This window comes from Angustibacter speluncae, assembly GCF_054777815.1.
Genome location: NZ_BAAHAF010000081.1, coordinates 1 through 18,451, shown reverse-complemented (window position 1 = coordinate 18,451; position 18,451 = coordinate 1). Strand labels below are relative to the sequence as shown.

Genomic DNA, 18,451 nt, shown 5'->3' with positions numbered 1-18,451 from the left:
ACCTGCGCCCGCCGACGCCGGAGGTGCGGGATGGACTGGATCGGGTGGCTCGTCGTGCTGGTGGTGTGCGCCGTCGTGGCGGGTCTCGTGCGGGAGCAACGCCGGCGGGCGGCGGGTCGCGACGCCGCGGCCGCCTCGCACCGCCCGGCCGCCAAGACCGACCGTGGGCGGTTCCGGGGCGACGCCTCGCAGGTCGACCAGCGCTTCGCCGGCTACGGCGGCGGCTGAGCCCGAGCCGCGGCCCGAATCGTCCGGGAGACGGGGCGCAGGAGGGCGCTCCGGGCCCGGATCTCGGACGATTCGGGGAAGGGGCTCGACCCTAGGTGCGCTCGGGGGGCGTCGTGCCCTGGGACGCCTCGCGCTCGCCGATGTCGCCGCCCGACTCGGACAGGTCGCCGGACCAGTCGAGGTGGAACTTGCCCGGCGCGTCGACGCGCTCGTAGGTGTGCGCGCCGAACAGGTCGCGCAGGCCCTGGATCAGCGACGCCGGCAGCCGCTCGGCCCGCACGGTGTCGTAGTAGGCCAGCGCGGCGCTGAAGCCCGGCACCGGCACGCCGGCCGCGACGCCCGCGGCCACCACGCGGCGCCAGGCGTCCTGCGAGCGGCCGAGCTCCTCGGCGACGCTCGGCGCGACGAGCAGGGTGGGGAGGTCGTCGGCGGCGTACTCCTGCCGGATCCGCTCCAGCAGGCGGGCGCGGATGATGCAGCCGCCCCGCCAGATGCGGGCGACCTCGGCGATGTCGACGTCCCACTCGTAGGTCTTGGCGGCCTCGCGGATCTGGTCCAGCCCCTGGGCGTACGCCACCACCTTCGACGACCAGAGCGCGGCGCGGACGGCGTCGACGAACGCCTGCCGGTCGCCGGCGTCCAGCGCGCGGTCGGGGCCGGTCAGCGTGGAGCGAGCCGCGTTGCGCAGGTCGGTGTGGCCGGAGGTCGACCGCGCGAACACCGACTCGGCGATCGTGTTGACCGGGACGCCCAGCTCGAGCGCGATCTGCACCGTCCAGCGGCCGGTGCCCTTCTGCTCGGCGCGGTCGGCGATGACGTCGACCAGCGGACGGCCGGTGCGCTCGTCGACCTGGTCAAGCACGCGCGCGGTGATCTCGATCAGGAAGGAGTCGAGGTCGCCCTCGTTCCACTCGCGGAACACCTGGGCGATCTCGGCGACCTCGAGGCCGGCGGCGCGCAGCAGGTCGTACGACTCGGCGATGAGCTGCATGTCGGCGTACTCGATGCCGTTGTGCACCATCTTCACGAAGTGCCCGGCGCCGTCCGGCCCGATGTGGGTGCAGCACGGCTCGCCGTCGACGTCGGCGGCGATCGACTCCAGCAGCGGTCCGAGCGACTCGTACGCCTCGGCCGACCCGCCCGGCATGATGCTCGGGCCGTTGAGCGCGCCCTCCTCGCCGCCGGAGATGCCGGCGCCGACGAAGTGCAGCCCCTGCTCGCGCAGCGCCGACTCGCGGCGGCGGGTGTCCTCGAAGTGGGCGTTGCCGCCGTCGACGAGGATGTCGCCCTCCTCGAGCAGCGGCGCCAGCTCGTCGATCACGGCGTCGGTGCCGGCACCGGCCTTCACCATGACGATCACCCGGCGGGGCTGCTCGAGCGAGGCCACGAAGTCCTCGAGCCGCTCGGACGCCACGAACTCGCCGTCGGAGCCGTGGTCGGCCAGCAGCGCCTCGGTCTTGGCGTAGGTGCGGTTGTAGACCGCGACGGTGTGGCCGTGCCGGGCCAGGTTGCGCGCGAGGTTCGCGCCCATCACCGCCAGCCCCACCACGCCGATCTGCGCCGTTCCCGTCGTCGTCGAGTCGCTCATGGTCGCAGTCTCGCAGCGTCCCGCCGCACCGCGACAGTCAGAGCCACCCGTTGGACTCGGCCGCCAGCACCGCCTCGGCGCGGTTCGACGCACCGGTCTTGCCGATCGCGGACGACAGGTGGTTGCGCACGGTGCCCTCGGACAGGAACAGCCGCGCGGCGATACCGGCCACCGGCGAGCCGTCCCGCGCCGCCCGCAGCACGTCGGTCTCGCGCGCGGTCAGCGGCGACTCGCCGGTGAGCAGGCTGTCGGTGGCCAGGGCCGGGTCGACGACCCGCAGCCCCTGGTGCACCCGCCGCACGGCGTCGGCCAGCTGGGACGCGGGGGTGTCCTTGACCACGAAGCCGCTCGCGCCCGCCTGCAGGGCGCGACGCAGGTACCCCGGGCGCCCGAAGGTCGTCACGACCAGCACCCGCACCTGCGGCACCGCCTGCTTCACCGCGGCGGTGGCGGCGATGCCGTCGAGGCCCGGCATCTCGACGTCGAGCAGTGCGACGTCCGGACGGTGCTCGCGCGCCGCGGCGACCACCTCGTCGCCGCGCCCCACCTGGGCGACGACCTCGAGGTCCCGCTCGAGGTCGAGGAGCGCGGCGAGAGCACCTCGGACCAGCGCCTGGTCGTCGGCCAGCAGCAGCCGGATCGTCACGGTGCCACCACCCGCAGCGTGAAGCCGGACGGGGTGCCCGACGTCGTCACGACCGTCGCCTGCAGGGCCGAGGCCCGCTCGCGCAGCCCCACGAGCCCGCTGCCGACCCGGGTGCCGTCGCAGCCGCGGCCGTCGTCGGCGACCTCGGCCGTGCGGGCAGTGAGTCGCACGGTGCACCGGGTGGCACCGCTGTGGCGCACCACGTTCGTGACGCCCTCGCGCACCGTCCACGCGAAGAGCTCGCGCAGCTCGCCCGGCACCTCGTCGGTCGAGCCGGGCAGGTCGGCCTCGATCTCGGCCGCCCGCAACGCGATCCGGGCGCGGCTGAGCTCGCCCGGCAGCGTCAGCTCGCGGTACCCGTCGACCGCGCGGCGCACGTCGGCCAGGGCGTCCCGCGAGAGCCGCTCGAGATCGGCGACCTCGGCGCGGGCGCGCCCCGGGTCGAGCTCGAGCAGCCGACCGGCGAGCTCCGCCTTGACCGTGATGACGGTGAGGGAGTGACCGAGGATGTCGTGCAGGTCGCGGGCGAACCGGTTGCGCTCCTCGCTGACGGCGAGCCGCTGGTTCTCCTCGTTCGCCTCCCGCAGCGCGATGTTCGACCGGATCATCTGCGTGATGCCGAACACCGCGGCGGACGCCGTGAGCATCGACAGCAGCAGCGTGTTGTCGCGCGTCCAGCCCGGGACGAGCAGACCCGCACCGTAGGTGGTGGCGGTGACGAGCGCGGTGAGCACCACCGACAGCGGCGGGCGCAGCGTCATGATGCACAGCACGCACACGTACACGGCGGTGGCCGTCCCGTGCTGCCCGACCGCCAGGCAGACGACCACCGCCAGGACGGCGGCCAGCGCGATCGCCGCGAGCGGCTGCCACGGCGTCAGCGACGCCGGCGGACGCCGGTTGCGCACCCGCTGGTGCGCGAACACCGCGACGTACCAGGCACCGAAGACGACGGTGGCCGCGATGCCGACCCAGCCGCCCACCGTGTCCCGCCGCTCCCACCCCGCCTCGAGCGGCTCGAGCAGGAAGAACGTCCACACCGCGATCCAGAGCAGCCCCCAGCGGCCGAACCCGACCTGCGGGGTCCGGCCGCTCGACGCCCGTCCGACGGGGGTCGCGGTGCTCACGGCGCCGACGCTACCCACCCGCGCTCAGACGCGGGCCGTGTCCCTGGTCATCCGCCACGCGGCGCCGGCGACGAACACGGCCAGCCAGGCGACGGCGTTGACGACGGCGTACCAGGGCAGCTCGTGGGTCAGGGGAGCGCGGGCGACCTCGGCGACGCCGTACATCGGTGTCCAGTAGGCGATGTCGCGCACGACGGGGGCGTATTGGGAGAGCGGGATGAACAGACCGCCCAGGAAGGACAGCAGCGCCAGTCCGGGGCCGAGCACCTGCATCACGTTCTCGCCCGGCACGAGGTAGCCGACGAACACCCCCAGCGCGGCGAAGCTGACGGTGCACACCAGCGTCGTGAGCAGGCACCACGCCCAGGTGCTCGCCGGCATCTGCGGCTTCCCGTCGAGCGCCCCGACCAGGTTCACGACGCCGACCGCGACGACGGCCATCGCGAACGCGACCGCCGCCTTGACCGCGACGTAGACGACCGGGTGCAGCGGGGTGAGCCGCAGCTGGCGCGACCACCCCTGCGCCCGCTCCAGCGCGACCATCGCGCCGCCCGAGGCGGCGATCAGGGCGCCGCCGTACAGCGCCATCGAGACCATGATGAAGGCCGAGACGTTCGCGCCTGCAGCGGTTCCCGGGCCGAGCGGCTGGTCGCCGTCCCCGCCGGAGCCGAAGACGAAGAACATCGCCGTCGGGAAGACGAGCGTGAAGACGATCGTGCGGCGGTTGCGCAGCATCCGCAGCAGCTCGATCCGCAGCAGCGTCGTGTTCAGGCCGCCGAACCGGGGGACCCGGCGTGTGGTGGGGTCGGCGGTGACGGTGCTCATGCGCGTGCTCCCTCGCGGTCGGTGGTGCCGGTGGTCAGGTCGGCGACGCCGGACGCGTGGTGGTGCCCGGTGAGGCTGAGGAACGCGTCCTCCAGGCCGTGCGCGGTGATCTCCAGGTCGTGGGCGCCCGCCTCGGTGAGCAGGTACCGCGCGACGTCGTCGCTGTTGCGGGCGTGCACGTACAGCTGGTCGCCGCGCAGCTCGACGCCGTCGACCCCGCCGAGAGCGGCTACGCGGTCGGTGTCGAGACCGGGGCCGACGGTGGCGCGGACGGTGCGCCCCGACGCCAGGGACTTCACCTGGCTGCCGGTGCCGTCGGCGACGACCCGGCCCTCGCTCACCAGCACGATGCGGTCGGCGTACTGGTCGGCCTCCTCCAGGTAGTGCGTCGCGAAGAGCACCGTGCGCCCTCGCTGCGCGTCGCGCCGGATGGCCGACCAGAAGCCGCGCCGGCCCTCGACGTCCATGCCGGTGGTCGGCTCGTCGAGCAGCAGCAGCATCGGGTCGGGCAGCAGCGCCATCGCGAAGCGGAGCCGCTGCTGCTCGCCGCCGGAGCAGCGTCCGACCCTGCGGTCGGCGATCCCGGTGATGCCGGCCGCGGCGAGCACCTCGTCGACGTCGGCGGTGTCGGCGAACAGGCTCGCCGTGTACGCGACGGTCTCGCGGACGGTGAGGTCCTTGAGCAGGCCGCCGGTCTGCATGACGGCCGCGACCAGGCCGCGCGCCACCGCCTGACGCGGGTCCATCCCCAGCACCTCGACCGTGCCGGTGGTCGGCCGGGACAGGCCGAGCACCATGTCGATGGTGGTGGTCTTGCCCGCGCCGTTCGGCCCGAGGAAGGCGACGACCTCGCCCTGGGAGAGCGACAGGTCGATGCCGCGCACGGCCCGGACGTCGCCGAAGTCCTTGGTCACCCCGGTCAGCCGCACCGCCGGGAGGTTCGCTCGATCGGTCATGGCACGAGCCTGGCCGCGAGGGCGTCCGACCGCCTCGGCCCGTCGTCACGACCCGACCGTGACGGATGTCAGGGTCGGTGCGCGGTGGTACTCGGCTTGACAGGTCGATCGGTGTGCAATGCACTCCTACGACCCGTTCCGGGCGGGACGGGCACGACGAGGGCGTCGGACAGGGGGTGGTCGCGTGAGCACGTCGGCACCGTCGACCGCGCTCCCGGCCGCCGACCCGCCGCCGCGGCGGGCACCGCGCACCCCGCGCCGCGACCGCACGTTCCTCGGGCTCGACCGCGCAGGGCTGGCCCTGGCGCTGCCCGCGCTGCTGCCGGTGCTGGTGTTCAGCGTCTACCCGCTGGTGCAGGGCATCCTGCTCGGCTTCACCGACGCGCGCGCCGGTCGGAACGTCGTGACGACGGTCACCTGGTTCGACAACTACGCCCAGCTGCTCGGCGACTCCTACTTCTGGCAGTCGTTCCGCGTCGGCCTGGTCTGGGCGTTCGCGGTGACGGTGCTGCAGTTCCTCGCCAGCCTCGGGCTCGCGCTGCTGCTGAACGAGCAGCTGCGGCTGCGCTGGCTGGCGCGCACGCTCGCGATCGTGCCGTGGGCCATGCCCCCCGTCGTCATCGGCATCATGTGGCGGCTCGTCTACCACCCGAACGCCGGCATCCTCAACGCCTCGCTGCGCGACCTCGGCGTGATCGACACCAACGTCGACTGGCTCGCGTCGTTCTCGCTCGCCCTGCCCGCCGTCATCGTGGTCGGCGTGTGGGCGGGCATGCCCCAGACCACGGTGGTGCTGCTCGCCGCCCTGCAGTCGGTGCCGAAGGAGCTGCACGAGGCGGCCGCCGTCGACGGCGCGGGCGCCTGGCGCCGCTTCCGCGCGGTCACGTGGCACCACATCCTCCCGGTGGTCGCGGCGATGACCACGCTCGACTTCGTCTGGAACTTCAACTCGTTCGGGCTGGTCTACGTCCTGACCCAGGGCGGACCCGGCGGGACGACGCGCCTGCCGCTGCTGTTCGCCTACGAGGAGGCGTTCCGCTACGGCAACTACGGGTACGCCGCCGCGCTCGGCAACGTGATGGTGCTCGTCATCGCCGCCTTCGTCGCGGTGTGGCTGCGCCGCAGGCTCAAGGAGGCGAACCCGTCGTGAGGACCTCGCCGATCGCCCGCACCGGCCAGTACGCCGCGCTGCTGGTCTACCTGGCGTTCCTCGCGCTTCCGCTGCTGTGGCTGCTGTCGACGGCGCTGAAGACGCCGCCGGAGATCGCGCGCATCGACCCCACCGTCATCCCGCTCGACCCGACGCTGCAGAACTTCGTCGACGCGTTCCGCGAGCAGCCGATCCTGCAGTCGATGTCGAACAGCCTGGTCGTGGCGGGCACGTCCGCGCTCATCACCGTCGTGCTGTCGGTGCCCGCCGCCTACGTGATGGCGCGGTACCGGTCGGTGGTGAGCACCGCCGCGATGGTGTGGGTGCTGCTGTCGCAGATCTTCCCGTTCATCCTCGTGATCATCCCGCTGTTCCTGCTCGCCCGGGACGCCGGCCTGTACGACACCCACCTCGGCCTCGTCCTGGTCTACGTGGTGTGGTCGATGCCGTTCGCGCTGTGGATGATCCGCTCGTACGTCGCCTCGATCCCGCTCGAGCTGGAGGAGGCGGCGGCGATGGACGGCGCGACCCGCTGGCGCACGCTGCGGTCGGTCGTGGCGCCGCTGCTCGCCCCCGGCATCGTCGCCGCCGCGATGTTCGCGTTCGTGAACGCCTGGAACGAGTTCTTCTTCGCCCTCGTGCTGATCAAGGACCCCGACCTGGCCACGCTGTCGCTGACGCTGGTGAAGTTCATCGGCGCCGAGGGGGTCGCGCGGCTCGGACCGCTCGCCGCCGCCTCGCTCGTGGCCACCGTCCCGAGCCTGCTGTTCTTCGCCGCCATCCAGCGCCGCCTCGTCGGCGGCCTGCTCGGCGGCGCCGTGAAGTCGTGATCGCGACCCGCACCACCACAGGAGGAACGATGAGAGCACGACGCACCGCGACCGTGGCCGTCCTGGCCGCCGCGACGCTGCTGGCGTCCGGGTGCGCCCGGGGCGACTCGGCGGGCGACTCCGGTGACGCGCCCGCCGACGGCGAGCCGATCACGCTGGAGTTCCAGAGCCTGGCGTTCCAGACCGACGCGGTCGCGTCGACCAAGGAGATCGTCGACGCCTGGAACGCGGAGAACCCGGACGTGCAGGTCGAGCTCGTCCAGGGCGACTGGAACTCGGTGAACGACCAGCTGCTCACCGCGTTCGAGGGCGGCACGGCGCCCGACGTCTTCCACTACGAGTCGGGGCCGCTGCGCGACTTCCACGAGCGCGGTTCGGTGCTCGACCTCGACGACTACCTGTCCGACGAGATCAAGGGCGACATCCGGGAGGGGGCCTGGGACACCGTCACCTACGACGACGCCGTCACCGGCGTCCCGTTCCTGCAGGAGTCGCAGGTGATCTTCGCGAACAAGACGCTCTTCGACGCCGCGGGCGTCGAGCTGCCGACGATCGACGACCCCTGGACGTGGGACGAGTTCGCCGACGTCTCGCAGCAGCTCACCGGCGAGGGCGTGTACGGCACGGCCTTCCCGCTGAAGTCGCCTGCGAACCGGGTGCTCAACCTGTCGATGGGTTACGACGGCGCGTACTTCGAGACCGAGGACGGCGTCTCGACCGCGGTGTTCGGCGACGCCGAGGGCGAGGTGCCGCGACGCATCCACGAGATGGTCTACACCGACAGGAGCGCCTCGCCCGAGGCGGTCGGGCTGTCGTCCGCCGACGCGCTGCCCGGCTTCTTCGCCGGCCAGTACGCGACGCTGCCGGGAGCGATCTGGGTGCGCCAGCAGATCCAGGAGCAGGCGCCCGAGGGCTTCGAGTGGGTGACCCTCCCGCCGCTCGAGGGCACGAGCCAGACCCAGGGCGCCGTGTCGCAGACCCTGTCGGTCTCGGCCGACAGCGAGCACCCGGAGGAGGCCGTGGCCTTCATCGAGTACGCGCTGAACGCCGAGAACCAGGTGAAGCTCGCGGCCGGCGACTGGCTGCTGCCGACGAGCCAGGAGGCCACCCAGGCCGAGGAGTTGAACACCCCGGAGCTCGGCTGGGACGTGGCCGCCTCGACCGCCGACGACCTGCAGATGGCACCGTTCCAGCAGGTGAAGGGGTTCGAGGAGTGGAAGTCGAAGGTCGCGAACCCGGCGCTGCAGGAGTACTTCTCGGACCAGATCTCGCTGGAGGACCTCGGCGGGCGGCTGACGGGGGAGGGCCAGGACATCCTGGACCGCTACAACCGCTGACCGCGGGCGGGGTCAGGAGCGGACGGCGGCGTCGACGACGTCGGCCATCCGCGCGTAGCCGCGGTCGTTCGGGTGGAACCAGTCGGGCGAGAGCAGGCCGATCCACGTCCTCGGTCCCTCCCGCCGGAAGTCGGCCAGCCGCAGCGAGCCCTCGGCGTCGCGGCGGCGCAGCTCGGCGTCCATGCGGACCACCTCGGTGTGCGGGTTGGGCAGGTTGCCGATGACCGCGCCCGGTGGCAGGCGGTCGAGCAGCGCGGCGAAGCGCTGCTCGACGCCGGGACGCAGTCGGCGCGATACGATGTCGTTCGACCCGATGAGCACCGTGACGAGGGCTGGCACGTGCCCGAGCAGCTCGAGCCGGCGCACCGCGGGCAGCTGGCGGTCGAGGGCGTCCTGCACCCGGGCGCCGGTGACGGCGAGGTTGACGACCCGGTAAGGCCGCCCGTCCGCCGCCCACCGGTCGCGCAGCTGGCCGACCCAGCCCTGCTGCGGGTCGGACGCCCCGATGCCCTGCGTCATCGAGTCGCCGAGCGCGACCCAGAGCGGCAGGTCCTGGGTGAGCGCGCGTGCGTTCGCCTCGCGCCACGCGGCCGCGTACGGCCCGACCTGGTGCTGGACGCTCCGCACGCCCGGCAGCACCGTCGACATCACCCGCAGCGCCGGCCCGGTGGGGCGGGGGCTGGTGTTGTCGTACTCGAAGGCGTCGCGCACGCGTCCATGATGGACCGCGGGGACGGCGCCACGCGCTCAAGGGCGCGCGACCGGCGACGCCACCTCGTCCGGGCGGTCGACCGCGTCGAGCAGCTCGCGGTGCTCGTCGGACAGCTCGAGCGCGACGCCGTCGAGCGCCTCGTCGAGCTGGTGCACCTTCGACCCGCCGAGCATCGGCGTCACGCCGTGGGTGACGAGCCAGGCCAGCACCACCTGGCCCCGCGTCGCGCCGAGGTCGTCGGCCACGCGTCCGAGCGCCTCGAGCCGCCGGTCGTTCCCGGGGTGGTCGAAGACCTCGGGCACGTCCTTCGCCGCGTCGTCGTACGCCCCGGTCAGCAGCGGTGTGTACGCCCAGACGTCCATGCCGTGCTCGCGGGCGTGGTCGAGCTGCTCCTCGCTCGCGTGACCGAACCGGTGCACGACGCCGGGGGCGAGGGTGCCGGGACGGGGGCGCAGGTAGCTGAGGTTGAGCTGGTAGGCGTCGATCGGGCGGATCCCGCGGGCCGCCGCGTGGGCGCGCGCCCGCTCCACCCGCCAGGCCGGGTGGTTCGACGCGCCGAACCGGTCGACCGCGGCGCCGAGCGAGCCGAGCGCGTCCACCGTCTCCTCGACCGGGACGCCCCGGTCCTCCTGGTGCAGCCAGAGCAGATCGACCCGGTCGACACCGAGCCGCTCCAGGCTGCCGGCGAACGCCTCCCGCACCGTGTCCGCCGACAGCCCCTCGCGTCGCGCCGGCCACGAGCCCGGCTCGAGCGGTTCGGCGCCGACCTTGGTCGCCAGCCGCACCTGATCGCGGACGTCCGGCCGGGCGGCGAACCAGCGTCCGAGCAGCCGCTCGCTGTCGCCACCGCGACCGTCGTCGCTCGCCCAGAACGCGTAGCAGTCGGCCGTGTCGATCCACGTGCCGCCTCGCTCCACGAACCGGTCGAGGACGGCGAACGAGGTCGCCTCGTCGATCCGCGTCCCGAACATCATCGCGCCGAGCACCAGGGGAGTCGTCATGCCGACCAGCCAACGACCTGGAGCACGCTCCAGGTCAAGGGGCAGGATGGCGACATGGCCACCTACACCCCGGCCGAGGCCGCCGAGCGGTCCGGTTTCAGCATCGACACGCTGCGGTACTACGAGCGCGAGGGCATCCTCCCGGCCGTCGACCGCACGACCGGCGGGCAGCGGCGCTACACCGACGACGACCTCGGCCGGCTCGCGTTCCTGCGGTGCCTGCGCGACACGGGCATGCCGATCGCGCAGCTGCGTCGCTTCGCCGAGCTGTCGACGGACGAGACGACGCTTCCCGAGCGGGTCGCCCTGCTGCAGGAGCACGAGGCCGTCGTCGAGCGCCAGATCGCCGAGCTGCAGGGCTGGCGCGAGCGGCTGCAGGACAAGATCGGCTGGTACCGCGACGAGATCGACCTGCGCGCCGAGGCCGCGGGCACGGCCACGCGGTGAGACCGGGGAAGGTCCGGCTCCGCAGGGGTGCTGGAACTTCCCCGATCTTCCCCGTCGACGGGTGTCGTGGCCCGGGGCTAGCGTCGCCGCATGATCACGCGGATGTGGCGGGGACGGGTGCGCACGGCGAAGCTCGCCGAGTACGTCGAGGTGCTCGACCGCACCGGGCTGCAGCACTACGCCGAGACGCCGGGCAACCGCGGCGTGCAGCTGCTCACCCGCGACCTGGGCGACGGCACGTCGGAGGTCGTCACGGTGTCGTGGTGGGACGACCTCGGCTCGGTCGTGGCGTTCGCCGGCGAGCCGGTCGACGTCGCGCGGTACTACCCGGACGACGACGAGTACCTGCTGGCGCCGAGGGCGGAGCGGGTCGAGCACTTCGAGGTCACCCGCGGCTGACGTGGACCTCGAGCTCGTCCCCTTCGAGGCGGCGCACGCGGCGCTGGTGCCGTCATGGGCGTCGACCGCCGACGAGGTGCGCCGGTGGGTGTCGCGCGACACCGTCCCGGTGCCGCCGGAGGCGGTGCTCGGCTGGGCCGACGAGGACGACTCGCTCACCTTCGTCGCCCGCGTCGACGGCGAGCCGGTCGGCTTCGGCCAGGTCTGGCTCGAGGACGGCGAGGACGACGCCGAGGTGGCGCGCGTGCTGGTCGCGCCGGAGCACCGCGGCCGCGGCGTCGGTCGGGCCCTCGTCCTGGCCCTCGCCGAGGTCGCGCAGCGCCACAAGCCGTCGGTGGCGCTGCGGGTGGTGCCCGACAACGCGACGGCGATCCGGGCCTACGCCGCGGCCGGCTTCGCGCGCGTCACGGCCGACGAGGAGCGCGAGTACAACCAGGGCCAGCCCGTCGAGTACGTCTGGATGCGCCTCCGCCCGCCAGGTTCCGACCCGGTACCGCCCCTGACCGGCCTCGCGGCGGAGGTCGACGCGCAGGCCGCCCAGGTGCGCCGTCGGTATGCCACCGGGGACGTCGGGCACTCCATCCACATGACGCACAGATGGCGCAGGCAGTTCGGCGACGCCGCTCGCTGCGGTGACGCGGGTGAGGCGTTGTCGTTCCTCGAGGCCGATCCCTGGTGCCACCGGTCCGGGTACGCGATGGCGCCGGTGCTGCGCACGCTCGCCCACCGCGAGCTCGAAGAGGAGCAGCGGCGACGTGCTCGCGACCACGTGGTGCACCGAGCACGGCACCCTCGCCAGGGTCTTCTCGGACCGACCGCCCTGCTCGCGGCGTCCGTGTGGGACGACGGCCTGCACGAGCGTCTCCGGGAGGTGCAGCGCACGGCCGACGGCTGGGTCGGCGACCGCGTTCGCTGGCTGCTCGCTGGCGTCGAGGCGCGGCTGCCGGACTTCGGACCCGACGCCCCCGGACGGCGTCCGCGACCCTACTGACCAGTACCCGTCCCTGAGGTGATCCGGGCCCTCCCGGTCACTAGGGTCGGGGCGTGACCAGCACCGACGCCGGCCCCCGCACGCCCTCGGCGAGCACCACCTCGTTCTCGCGGATCGCGGTGGTCAACCGCGGCGAGTCGGCGATGCGGCTGGTGAACGCGGTGCGCGAGGTGAACGCCGCGCGCGGCCCCGGGGAGCCGCGGCTCGTCACGATCGCCCTGCACACCGAGGCCGAGCGCACGGCCCGCTTCGTGCGCGAGGCCGACGAGGCGTACGACCTCGGTCCGGCGTCCGCCCGGCCGTACCTCGACCACGCCGCGCTCGAGCGTGCGCTCGTCGCGACCCGCGCCGAGGCGGCGTGGGTGGGCTGGGGCTTCGTCGCCGAGGACCCGGCCTTCGCCGAGCTGTGCGACCGGCTGGGCGTCACGTTCATCGGCCCGAGCGCCGAGGCGATGCGGCTGCTCGGCGACAAGATCGGCGCCAAGCTGCTCGCCGAGGAGGTCGGCGTGCCGGTCGCGCCGTGGTCACGCGGCCCGGTCGACACCCTCGAGTCCGCCACCGAGCACGCCGCCGCGATCGGCTACCCGCTGATGCTCAAGGCCACCGCGGGCGGAGGAGGGCGCGGCATCCGCGTCGTCACCACCGACGGCGAGCTCGCGGACGCCTACGAGCGCACCCGCGACGAGGCCGAGCGCGCGTTCGGCAGCGGCGTGGTGTTCCTGGAGCGGCTCGTCACCGGCGCCCGCCACGTCGAGGTGCAGGTCATCAGCGACGGCGAGACCGCCTGGGCGCTCGGCGTGCGCGACTGCTCGGTGCAGCGGCGCAACCAGAAGGTGATCGAGGAGTCGTCGTCGGTCGCGCTGAAGCCGGCCGACGTGCAGCGGCTCAAGGAGTCGGCCGAGCGGCTCGCCGTGCGGGTCGGCTACCGCGGCGCCGCCACAGTCGAGTTCCTCTACCACCCGGGCGACGGGACGCTCGCGTTCCTCGAGGTGAACACCCGGCTCCAGGTCGAGCACCCGATCACCGAGCTCACCACGGGCGTCGACCTGGTGAAGGCGCAGCTGCACGTGGCGTCCGGCGGACGGCTCGAGGGACCGCCGCCGCCGGAGTCGGGCCACGCCGTCGAGGCCCGGCTCAACGCCGAGGACCCCGACCGCGACTTCGCGCCGGCGCCCGGACGGGTCGAGCTGCTGCGTCTGCCCGCCGGCCCCGGCATCCGGGTCGACACCGGGCTCGGTGAGGGCGACACCATCCCGGCCGACTTCGACTCGATGATCGCCAAGGTCATCGCCTACGGCCGCGACCGCGACGAGGCGCTGGCCCGGTTGCGGCGCGCCCTCGCCGACACCCACGTCGTCATCGAGGGCGGCGCGACGAACAAGAGCTTCCTGCTCGACCTGCTCGACCAGCCCGAGGTGGTCGACGGCACCGCGGACACGGGGTGGATCGACCGCGTCCGCACCACCGGTCGCCTCGTCGCGCACGCCCACGCGGGTGTCGCGCTGGTCGTCGCCGCGATCGAGGCGTACGAGGACGAGGAGGCCGTCGAGCGGCAGCACTTCTTCGAGACCGCGCACGGCGGACGCCCGCAGGCCCGGCACCAGCCCGGCCGTCCGGTCGACCTCGCGCTGCGCGGGCAGTCCCAGCGCGTCACGGTCGCGCAGGTCTCGCCCGAGCGGTACCGGGTCTCGCTGCACCCCGACGGCTCGGACGCCCTCGACGTCGAGGTCGAGCGGCTCGGCGGGTTCGCCTCGCGCGTCACCGTGGGCGGGACGACCCACCGGGTCGTGGCGGCGACCCACGGCACGGTGCACAGCGTCGACGTCGACGGCGTGACCCACCGGGTCACCCGTGACGAAGGCGGCGTGGTGCGTTCTCCCGCACCGGCTCTGGTCGTCGCCACGCCCGTCGCCGTCGGTGACGAGGTCGAGGCCGGCGCGCGCATCCTCGTCCTCGAGTCGATGAAGATGGAGACGGTGCTCTCGGCGCCGTCGCGGTCGCGGGTGCGCGAGCTGCACGTGACCACCGGTCGCCAGGTCGAGACCGGCGCGCCGCTGCTGCGGCTCGAGCCGCTCACCGACGGCGACGAGGCCGCGGCGGCCACCGACTCGGCTGCGGCCGTCGAGCTGCGCGCGCTGCCGGCGCTCGACCCCGAGGCGCGACGCACCCGCTCGCTGCGCGACCTGCGCGGCATGCTGCTCGGGTTCGACCTGCCGCCCGCCGACTCCCAGCGCGCGGTCGCCGACCTGCTCGCCGTCGCCGAGGGCCGCGCGGGGGAGGGCGACGGCGACCGGCTGGCTGCCGAGCTCGCGGTGCTCGAGGTGTTCGCTGACGTCGCCGAGCTGACGCGCAACCGTCCCGAGCACGACGACGACGGCGCCGACGAGCGCGTGCACAGCCCGCGCGAGCACTTCCACTCCTACCTGCAGAGCCTCGACGTCGACCGCCAGCAGCTGCCGGAGGCGTTCCAGCGCAGGCTCGTCCGAGCGCTGACGCACTACGGCGTCAACGAGCTCGACCGCACGCCCGTGCTCGAGGAGGCCGTGTACCGGCTCTTCCTCGCCCAGCAGCAGCAGGGCCAGCACGTCGGCGTCATCACCGCCGTGCTGCAGGAGTGGCTGCGCACGCCCGCGCCCACCGGCGACCTCGCCGGCCGCGCGCACGACGTCCTCGACCGCCTCGTCGTCGCGACCCAGCTGCGCCAGCCGCTGATCGGCGACCTCGCCCGCAGCGCGCGGTTCCGGTGGTTCGACCAGCCCGCGGTCGACGAGGCGCGTGCACGCGTCATGGCGCAGGTCGGACCCGAGCTCGACGCCCTCGCCGACTCCGACGACCAGCCCGACCGCGCCGAGCGCATCGACGCGCTGGTCGCCATCCCCGAGCGCATCGTCGGGTTCCTCGCCCGCCGGCTCGAGCGGGGCACCCCCCGCCGCGAGCCGATGCTCGAGGTGCTGGCCCGCCGGCACTACCGCGAGCACGAGCTCGGCGTGGTGCAGGTGCTGCAGTCCGACGAGCGCACCGACGCGCTGCCCGAGGGACGCCCCGTCGTCGTGGCCGACTACGTGCTCGACGGGCGTCCGACGCTGCTGGTGTCGACGGTCGGGCAGATGGACGACCTCGCCGACGGCTCGCTGGACGCCCTGATCGGTGCCCAGCTCGAGACCGTGCCGCCGAGCACCGAGACCGTCGTCGACCTCTACCTGCACTGGCCGCAGGCACCGGACTCGGCCGACCAGGTGTCGGCAGGTCTGGCAGAGGCGCTGTCGCGCAACGCGTTCGCGACCACCAGCCGGCGCGTGGTCGTCGGCGTGTGCCCCGGCGGCGACCGGCCGGTGCAGTACGTGACGTTCCGGCCCGAGGCCTACGGCGCCGAGGACGACGACCCGACCCGCGGCGTGGTCGAGGACACCCTGGTGCGCGGCGTGCACCCGATGGTCGCCCGCCGGCTCGACCTGTGGCGGCTGCGCAACTTCGAGGTCACCCGCCTCGACGCCCCCGAGGACGTCCTGCTCTACCACTGCGTCGCGCCCGGCAACCCGTCCGACCAGCGGCTCGTCGCGACCGCGCAGGTGCGCGAGCTGGCCGTGCTGCGCGACGCCGACGGCGTCGTCACCGGCCTGCCCCACGTCGAGCGCGCGATCGCCTCGTGCCTCGAGGCCATCCGGCGCGCTCGCGCGTCGATGGGTTCGGCCGGAGCGCGTCTCGACACCAACCACGTGTGGCTGCACGTGTGGCCGCTCATCGACGCACCGCTGGAGCAGCTGACCGCGCTCAAGGGCACCATCTCGCCACTGACCTCCGGCCGCGGCATCGAGGAGGTCGCCGCGCAGGGACGGGTGCAGGCGCCCGACGGCTCGGTGCACGCCGTCTCCGCACGGTTCAGCCACCGTCCCGGCCAGGGCGTGGTCGCCGAGGTGACCGGCCCGCCGACGGAGCGGCTCGAGCCGCTCGACGGCTACGCGCAGAAGGTCACCCGCTCGCGTCGCCGCGGCACGGTGTACCCGTACGAGCTGGTCGAGCGGCTCGCAGGGGAGGGCGGTTCGTTCACCGAGCACGACCTCGACGACACAGGGCGCCTCGTGCCCGTCGACCGGGCACCCGGCGGCAACAAGGCCGGCGTGGTCGTCGGTGTGGCGACGACGCCCACCGACCTGCACCCGCAGGGCGTCACGCGCGTCGTGCTGCTCGGCGACCCGACGCGCGCCCTCGGTGCGGTGTCCGAGGCCGAGTGCTCCCGCATCTGCGCCGCACTCGACCTCGCCGAGCAGATGGACGTCCCCGTCGAGTGGTTCGCGCTGTCCGCGGGCGCCCGCATCTCGATGGACTCGGGCACCGAGAACATGGACTGGGTCGCCCGCGCCCTGCGCCGCATCATCACGTTCACCCAGGCCGGGCGCGAGATCAACGTCGTGGTCGCGGGCATCAACGTCGGGGCGCAGCCGTACTGGAACGCCGAGGCGACGATGCTCATGCACACCAAGGGCGTGCTGGTCATGACGCCCGACAGCGCGATGGTGCTCACCGGCAAGCAGTCGCTGGACTTCTCCGGCGGCGTCTCGGCCGAGGACAACTTCGGCATCGGCGGGTACGACCGGGTGATGGGCCCGAACGGCCAGGCGCAGTACTGGGCGCCCGACCTCGGGGCGGCCTGCGACGTGCTCGCCGCCCACTACGACCACACCTACGTCGCGCCGGGCGACGTCGGCGTGCGACGGGCGGCGTCCGACGACCCCGTCGACCGCGACGTCAGCGACTTCCCGCACCAGGTCGAGGGCAGCGACTTCACCCGCGTCGGCGACATCTTCTCGGCCACGGCCAACCCGGACCGCAAGAAGGCGTTCGACATCCGCACCCTGATGCGCGCGGTCAGCGACCAGGACCACCCGGTGCTGGAGCGCTGGGCGGGCATGGCCGACGCCGAGACCTCGGTGGTGCAGGACGCGCACCTCGGCGGGTTCCCGGTGTGCCTGCTCGGCATCGAGTCGCGCCCGGTGCCCCGGCGCGGGTTCCCGCCGAGCGACGGCCCCGACACCTGGACGGCCGGCACGCTGTTCCCGCGGTCGTCGAAGAAGACGGCGCGGGCGATCAACGCGGCCAGCGGCAACCGTCCGCTCGTGGTGCTGGCGAACCTGTCCGGGTTCGACGGGTCACCGGACTCGATGCGCAACCTGCAGCTCGAGTACGGCGCCGAGATCGGCCGCGCCATCGTCAACTTCGCCGGGCCGATCGTGTTCTGCGTGGTGTCGCGCTACCACGGCGGCGCGTTCGTCGTGTTCTCGAAGACGCTGAACGACAACATGACCGTGCTCGCGGTCGAGGGGTCGTACGCGTCCGTGATCGGCGGCGCCCCGGCGGCGGCCGTGGTGTTCGCGGGCGAGGTCGACAACCGGACGGCGGCCGACCCGCGCGTGCGCTCGCTCGAGGAGCAGGTGCAGGGCGCGAGCGGGCCGCAGCGCGCGGCGCTCGTCGGCGAGCTGGCCGAGCTGCGGCAGGCCGTGCGCACCGAGAAGCTCGGCGAGGTCGCGTCCGAGTTCGACCGGGTGCACAGCATCCACCGCGCCGTCGAGGTCGGGTCGGTCGACGCCGTCATCGACCCCGCCGAGCTGCGGCCGCGTCTGGTCGCCGCCGTGGAGGAGGGGCTCGCCCGCGCCGGACGGCGCTGAGCTGCCAGGACGTCCACTGCGTCTTGGCGAGGCGACCTGCCACTTCACGGGGCTCGCACGCCACGTTCGGTAGGCGATCACCAACTGAACGTGGTGGACGAACAGGGGGATCAGGGGAGGTCGACGACCACGACGGTGACGTTGTCGGAGCCGCCGCCGTCGAGGGCCGCCTGCACGAGGGCGTCGGCGGCGTCGTCGGCGCTGGGGTCACCCAGGAGCCGGGCGATCTCGTCGTCGTCGACCTCGCTCGACAGCCCGTCGGTGCACAGCAGCAGGCGTCCGGACCCCTCGAGCGCGTGCTCCTGCACCTCGACCGAGGCGTGGTTCGCCACCAGGCAGTTGGTGAGCACGTACTGGCCGGGGTGCGAGCGCGCGGCCAGGCGGCTGATGACGCCGGCCCGCACGAGGTGCTCGGCCTCGTTGTCGTCGGTGGTCACCTGCCGCAGGCCGTCGGCGTCGAGCCAGTAGGCGCGGCTGTCGCCGGCGCTCGCGACGTGCAGCCGCCCGTCGCCCGCGCGGACGGCGGTCACCAGGGTGGTGCCCATCCGGGC

16 protein-coding genes are annotated in these 18,451 nt (G+C 73.7%); 8 read left to right on the top strand and 8 right to left on the bottom strand.

Features of this window, described 5'->3' with window-relative positions; all coding sequences use genetic code 11:
* Nucleotides 1–30: 30 nt before the first annotated feature.
* On the top strand, nt 31–228 hold the full coding sequence (locus ACYVKY_RS09530; protein WP_460434735.1) for a hypothetical protein: 198 nt from the start codon (nt 31–33) through the stop codon (nt 226–228).
* A gap of 91 nt (nt 229–319) precedes the next feature.
* Here the strand turns inward: ACYVKY_RS09530 and gndA are convergent, their stop codons facing one another.
* The 5 genes from gndA to ACYVKY_RS09505 are packed head-to-tail and all read right to left on the bottom strand — an operon-like array spanning nt 320 to nt 5,370.
* Nucleotides 320–1,816 (bottom strand): NADP(+)-dependent, decarboxylating phosphogluconate dehydrogenase, encoded by a 1,497-nt coding sequence (gndA, locus tag ACYVKY_RS09525; protein ID WP_460434734.1) that lies wholly within the window; start codon nt 1,814–1,816, stop codon nt 320–322.
* Between the two features lie 37 nt (nt 1,817–1,853).
* Nucleotides 1,854–2,462, bottom strand: coding sequence for a response regulator (locus ACYVKY_RS09520; RefSeq protein ID WP_460434733.1), 609 nt, complete (start codon nt 2,460–2,462; stop codon nt 1,854–1,856).
* A complete protein-coding gene (locus tag ACYVKY_RS09515; RefSeq protein WP_460434732.1) occupies nt 2,459–3,589 on the bottom strand; it encodes a sensor histidine kinase in 1,131 nt (376 codons plus the stop codon). The genes ACYVKY_RS09520 and ACYVKY_RS09515 overlap by 4 nt, the downstream gene beginning before the upstream one ends.
* A gap of 24 nt (nt 3,590–3,613) precedes the next feature.
* Complete coding sequence (locus ACYVKY_RS09510; RefSeq protein WP_460434731.1) at nt 3,614–4,414, bottom strand: ABC transporter permease; 801 nt, start codon at nt 4,412–4,414, stop codon at nt 3,614–3,616.
* A complete protein-coding gene (locus ACYVKY_RS09505) occupies nt 4,411–5,370 on the bottom strand; it encodes an ABC transporter ATP-binding protein (RefSeq protein ID WP_460434730.1) in 960 nt (319 codons plus the stop codon). Before ACYVKY_RS09505 ends, ACYVKY_RS09510 begins: the two co-directional genes overlap by 4 nt.
* Before the next feature lie 118 nt (nt 5,371–5,488).
* Between ACYVKY_RS09505 and ACYVKY_RS09500 the strand changes: the two genes are divergently transcribed.
* Genes ACYVKY_RS09500 through ACYVKY_RS09490 form a run of 3 tightly spaced genes read left to right on the top strand, consistent with a single transcriptional unit; the run spans nt 5,489 to nt 8,687 of the window.
* Nucleotides 5,489–6,520: a carbohydrate ABC transporter permease gene (locus ACYVKY_RS09500; RefSeq protein ID WP_460434729.1), complete on the top strand. Its 1,032-nt coding sequence runs from the start codon at nt 5,489–5,491 to the stop codon at nt 6,518–6,520.
* Nucleotides 6,517–7,350 (top strand): carbohydrate ABC transporter permease, encoded by an 834-nt coding sequence (locus ACYVKY_RS09495; protein WP_460434728.1) that lies wholly within the window; start codon nt 6,517–6,519, stop codon nt 7,348–7,350. Before ACYVKY_RS09500 ends, ACYVKY_RS09495 begins: the two co-directional genes overlap by 4 nt.
* 29 nt (nt 7,351–7,379) lie before the next feature.
* Complete coding sequence (locus tag ACYVKY_RS09490; RefSeq protein WP_460434727.1) at nt 7,380–8,687, top strand: ABC transporter substrate-binding protein; 1,308 nt, start codon at nt 7,380–7,382, stop codon at nt 8,685–8,687.
* Between the two features lie 12 nt (nt 8,688–8,699).
* Here ACYVKY_RS09490 and ACYVKY_RS09485 read toward each other — a convergent pair whose 3' ends face one another.
* Together ACYVKY_RS09485 and ACYVKY_RS09480 are read right to left on the bottom strand one after the other, a co-directional pair.
* Nucleotides 8,700–9,398, bottom strand: a complete 699-nt coding sequence (locus ACYVKY_RS09485) for an SGNH/GDSL hydrolase family protein (protein WP_460434726.1) — start codon at nt 9,396–9,398, stop codon at nt 8,700–8,702.
* A 36-nt stretch (nt 9,399–9,434) separates the two neighbouring features.
* The gene (locus ACYVKY_RS09480) at nt 9,435–10,400 is read right to left on the bottom strand and encodes an aldo-keto reductase family protein (RefSeq protein WP_460434725.1); all 966 of its coding nucleotides are present in this window, start codon (nt 10,398–10,400) and stop codon (nt 9,435–9,437) included.
* Nucleotides 10,401–10,454: 54 nt separating this feature from the next.
* On the opposite strand from ACYVKY_RS09480, the gene ACYVKY_RS09475 reads away from it, so the two are divergent.
* From ACYVKY_RS09475 to ACYVKY_RS09460, 4 genes are all read left to right on the top strand, one after another.
* Entirely contained in the window at nt 10,455–10,847 is a 393-nt protein-coding gene (locus tag ACYVKY_RS09475) for a MerR family transcriptional regulator (protein ID WP_460434724.1), read from the top strand.
* Between the two features lie 90 nt (nt 10,848–10,937).
* Entirely contained in the window at nt 10,938–11,246 is a 309-nt protein-coding gene (locus ACYVKY_RS09470) for an antibiotic biosynthesis monooxygenase family protein (RefSeq protein ID WP_460434723.1), read from the top strand.
* Between the two features lies 1 nt (nt 11,247).
* A complete protein-coding gene (locus tag ACYVKY_RS09465; protein WP_460434722.1) occupies nt 11,248–12,237 on the top strand; it encodes a GNAT family N-acetyltransferase in 990 nt (329 codons plus the stop codon).
* A 53-nt stretch (nt 12,238–12,290) separates the two neighbouring features.
* Nucleotides 12,291–17,900, top strand: a complete 5,610-nt coding sequence (locus tag ACYVKY_RS09460) for an ATP-binding protein (protein ID WP_460434721.1) — start codon at nt 12,291–12,293, stop codon at nt 17,898–17,900.
* Between the two features lie 110 nt (nt 17,901–18,010).
* Here the strand turns inward: ACYVKY_RS09460 and ACYVKY_RS09455 are convergent.
* Nucleotides 18,011–18,451, bottom strand: a 441-nt coding sequence (locus ACYVKY_RS09455; RefSeq protein ID WP_460434720.1) for a PP2C family protein-serine/threonine phosphatase, incomplete at its 5' end; no start/stop codon positions are given.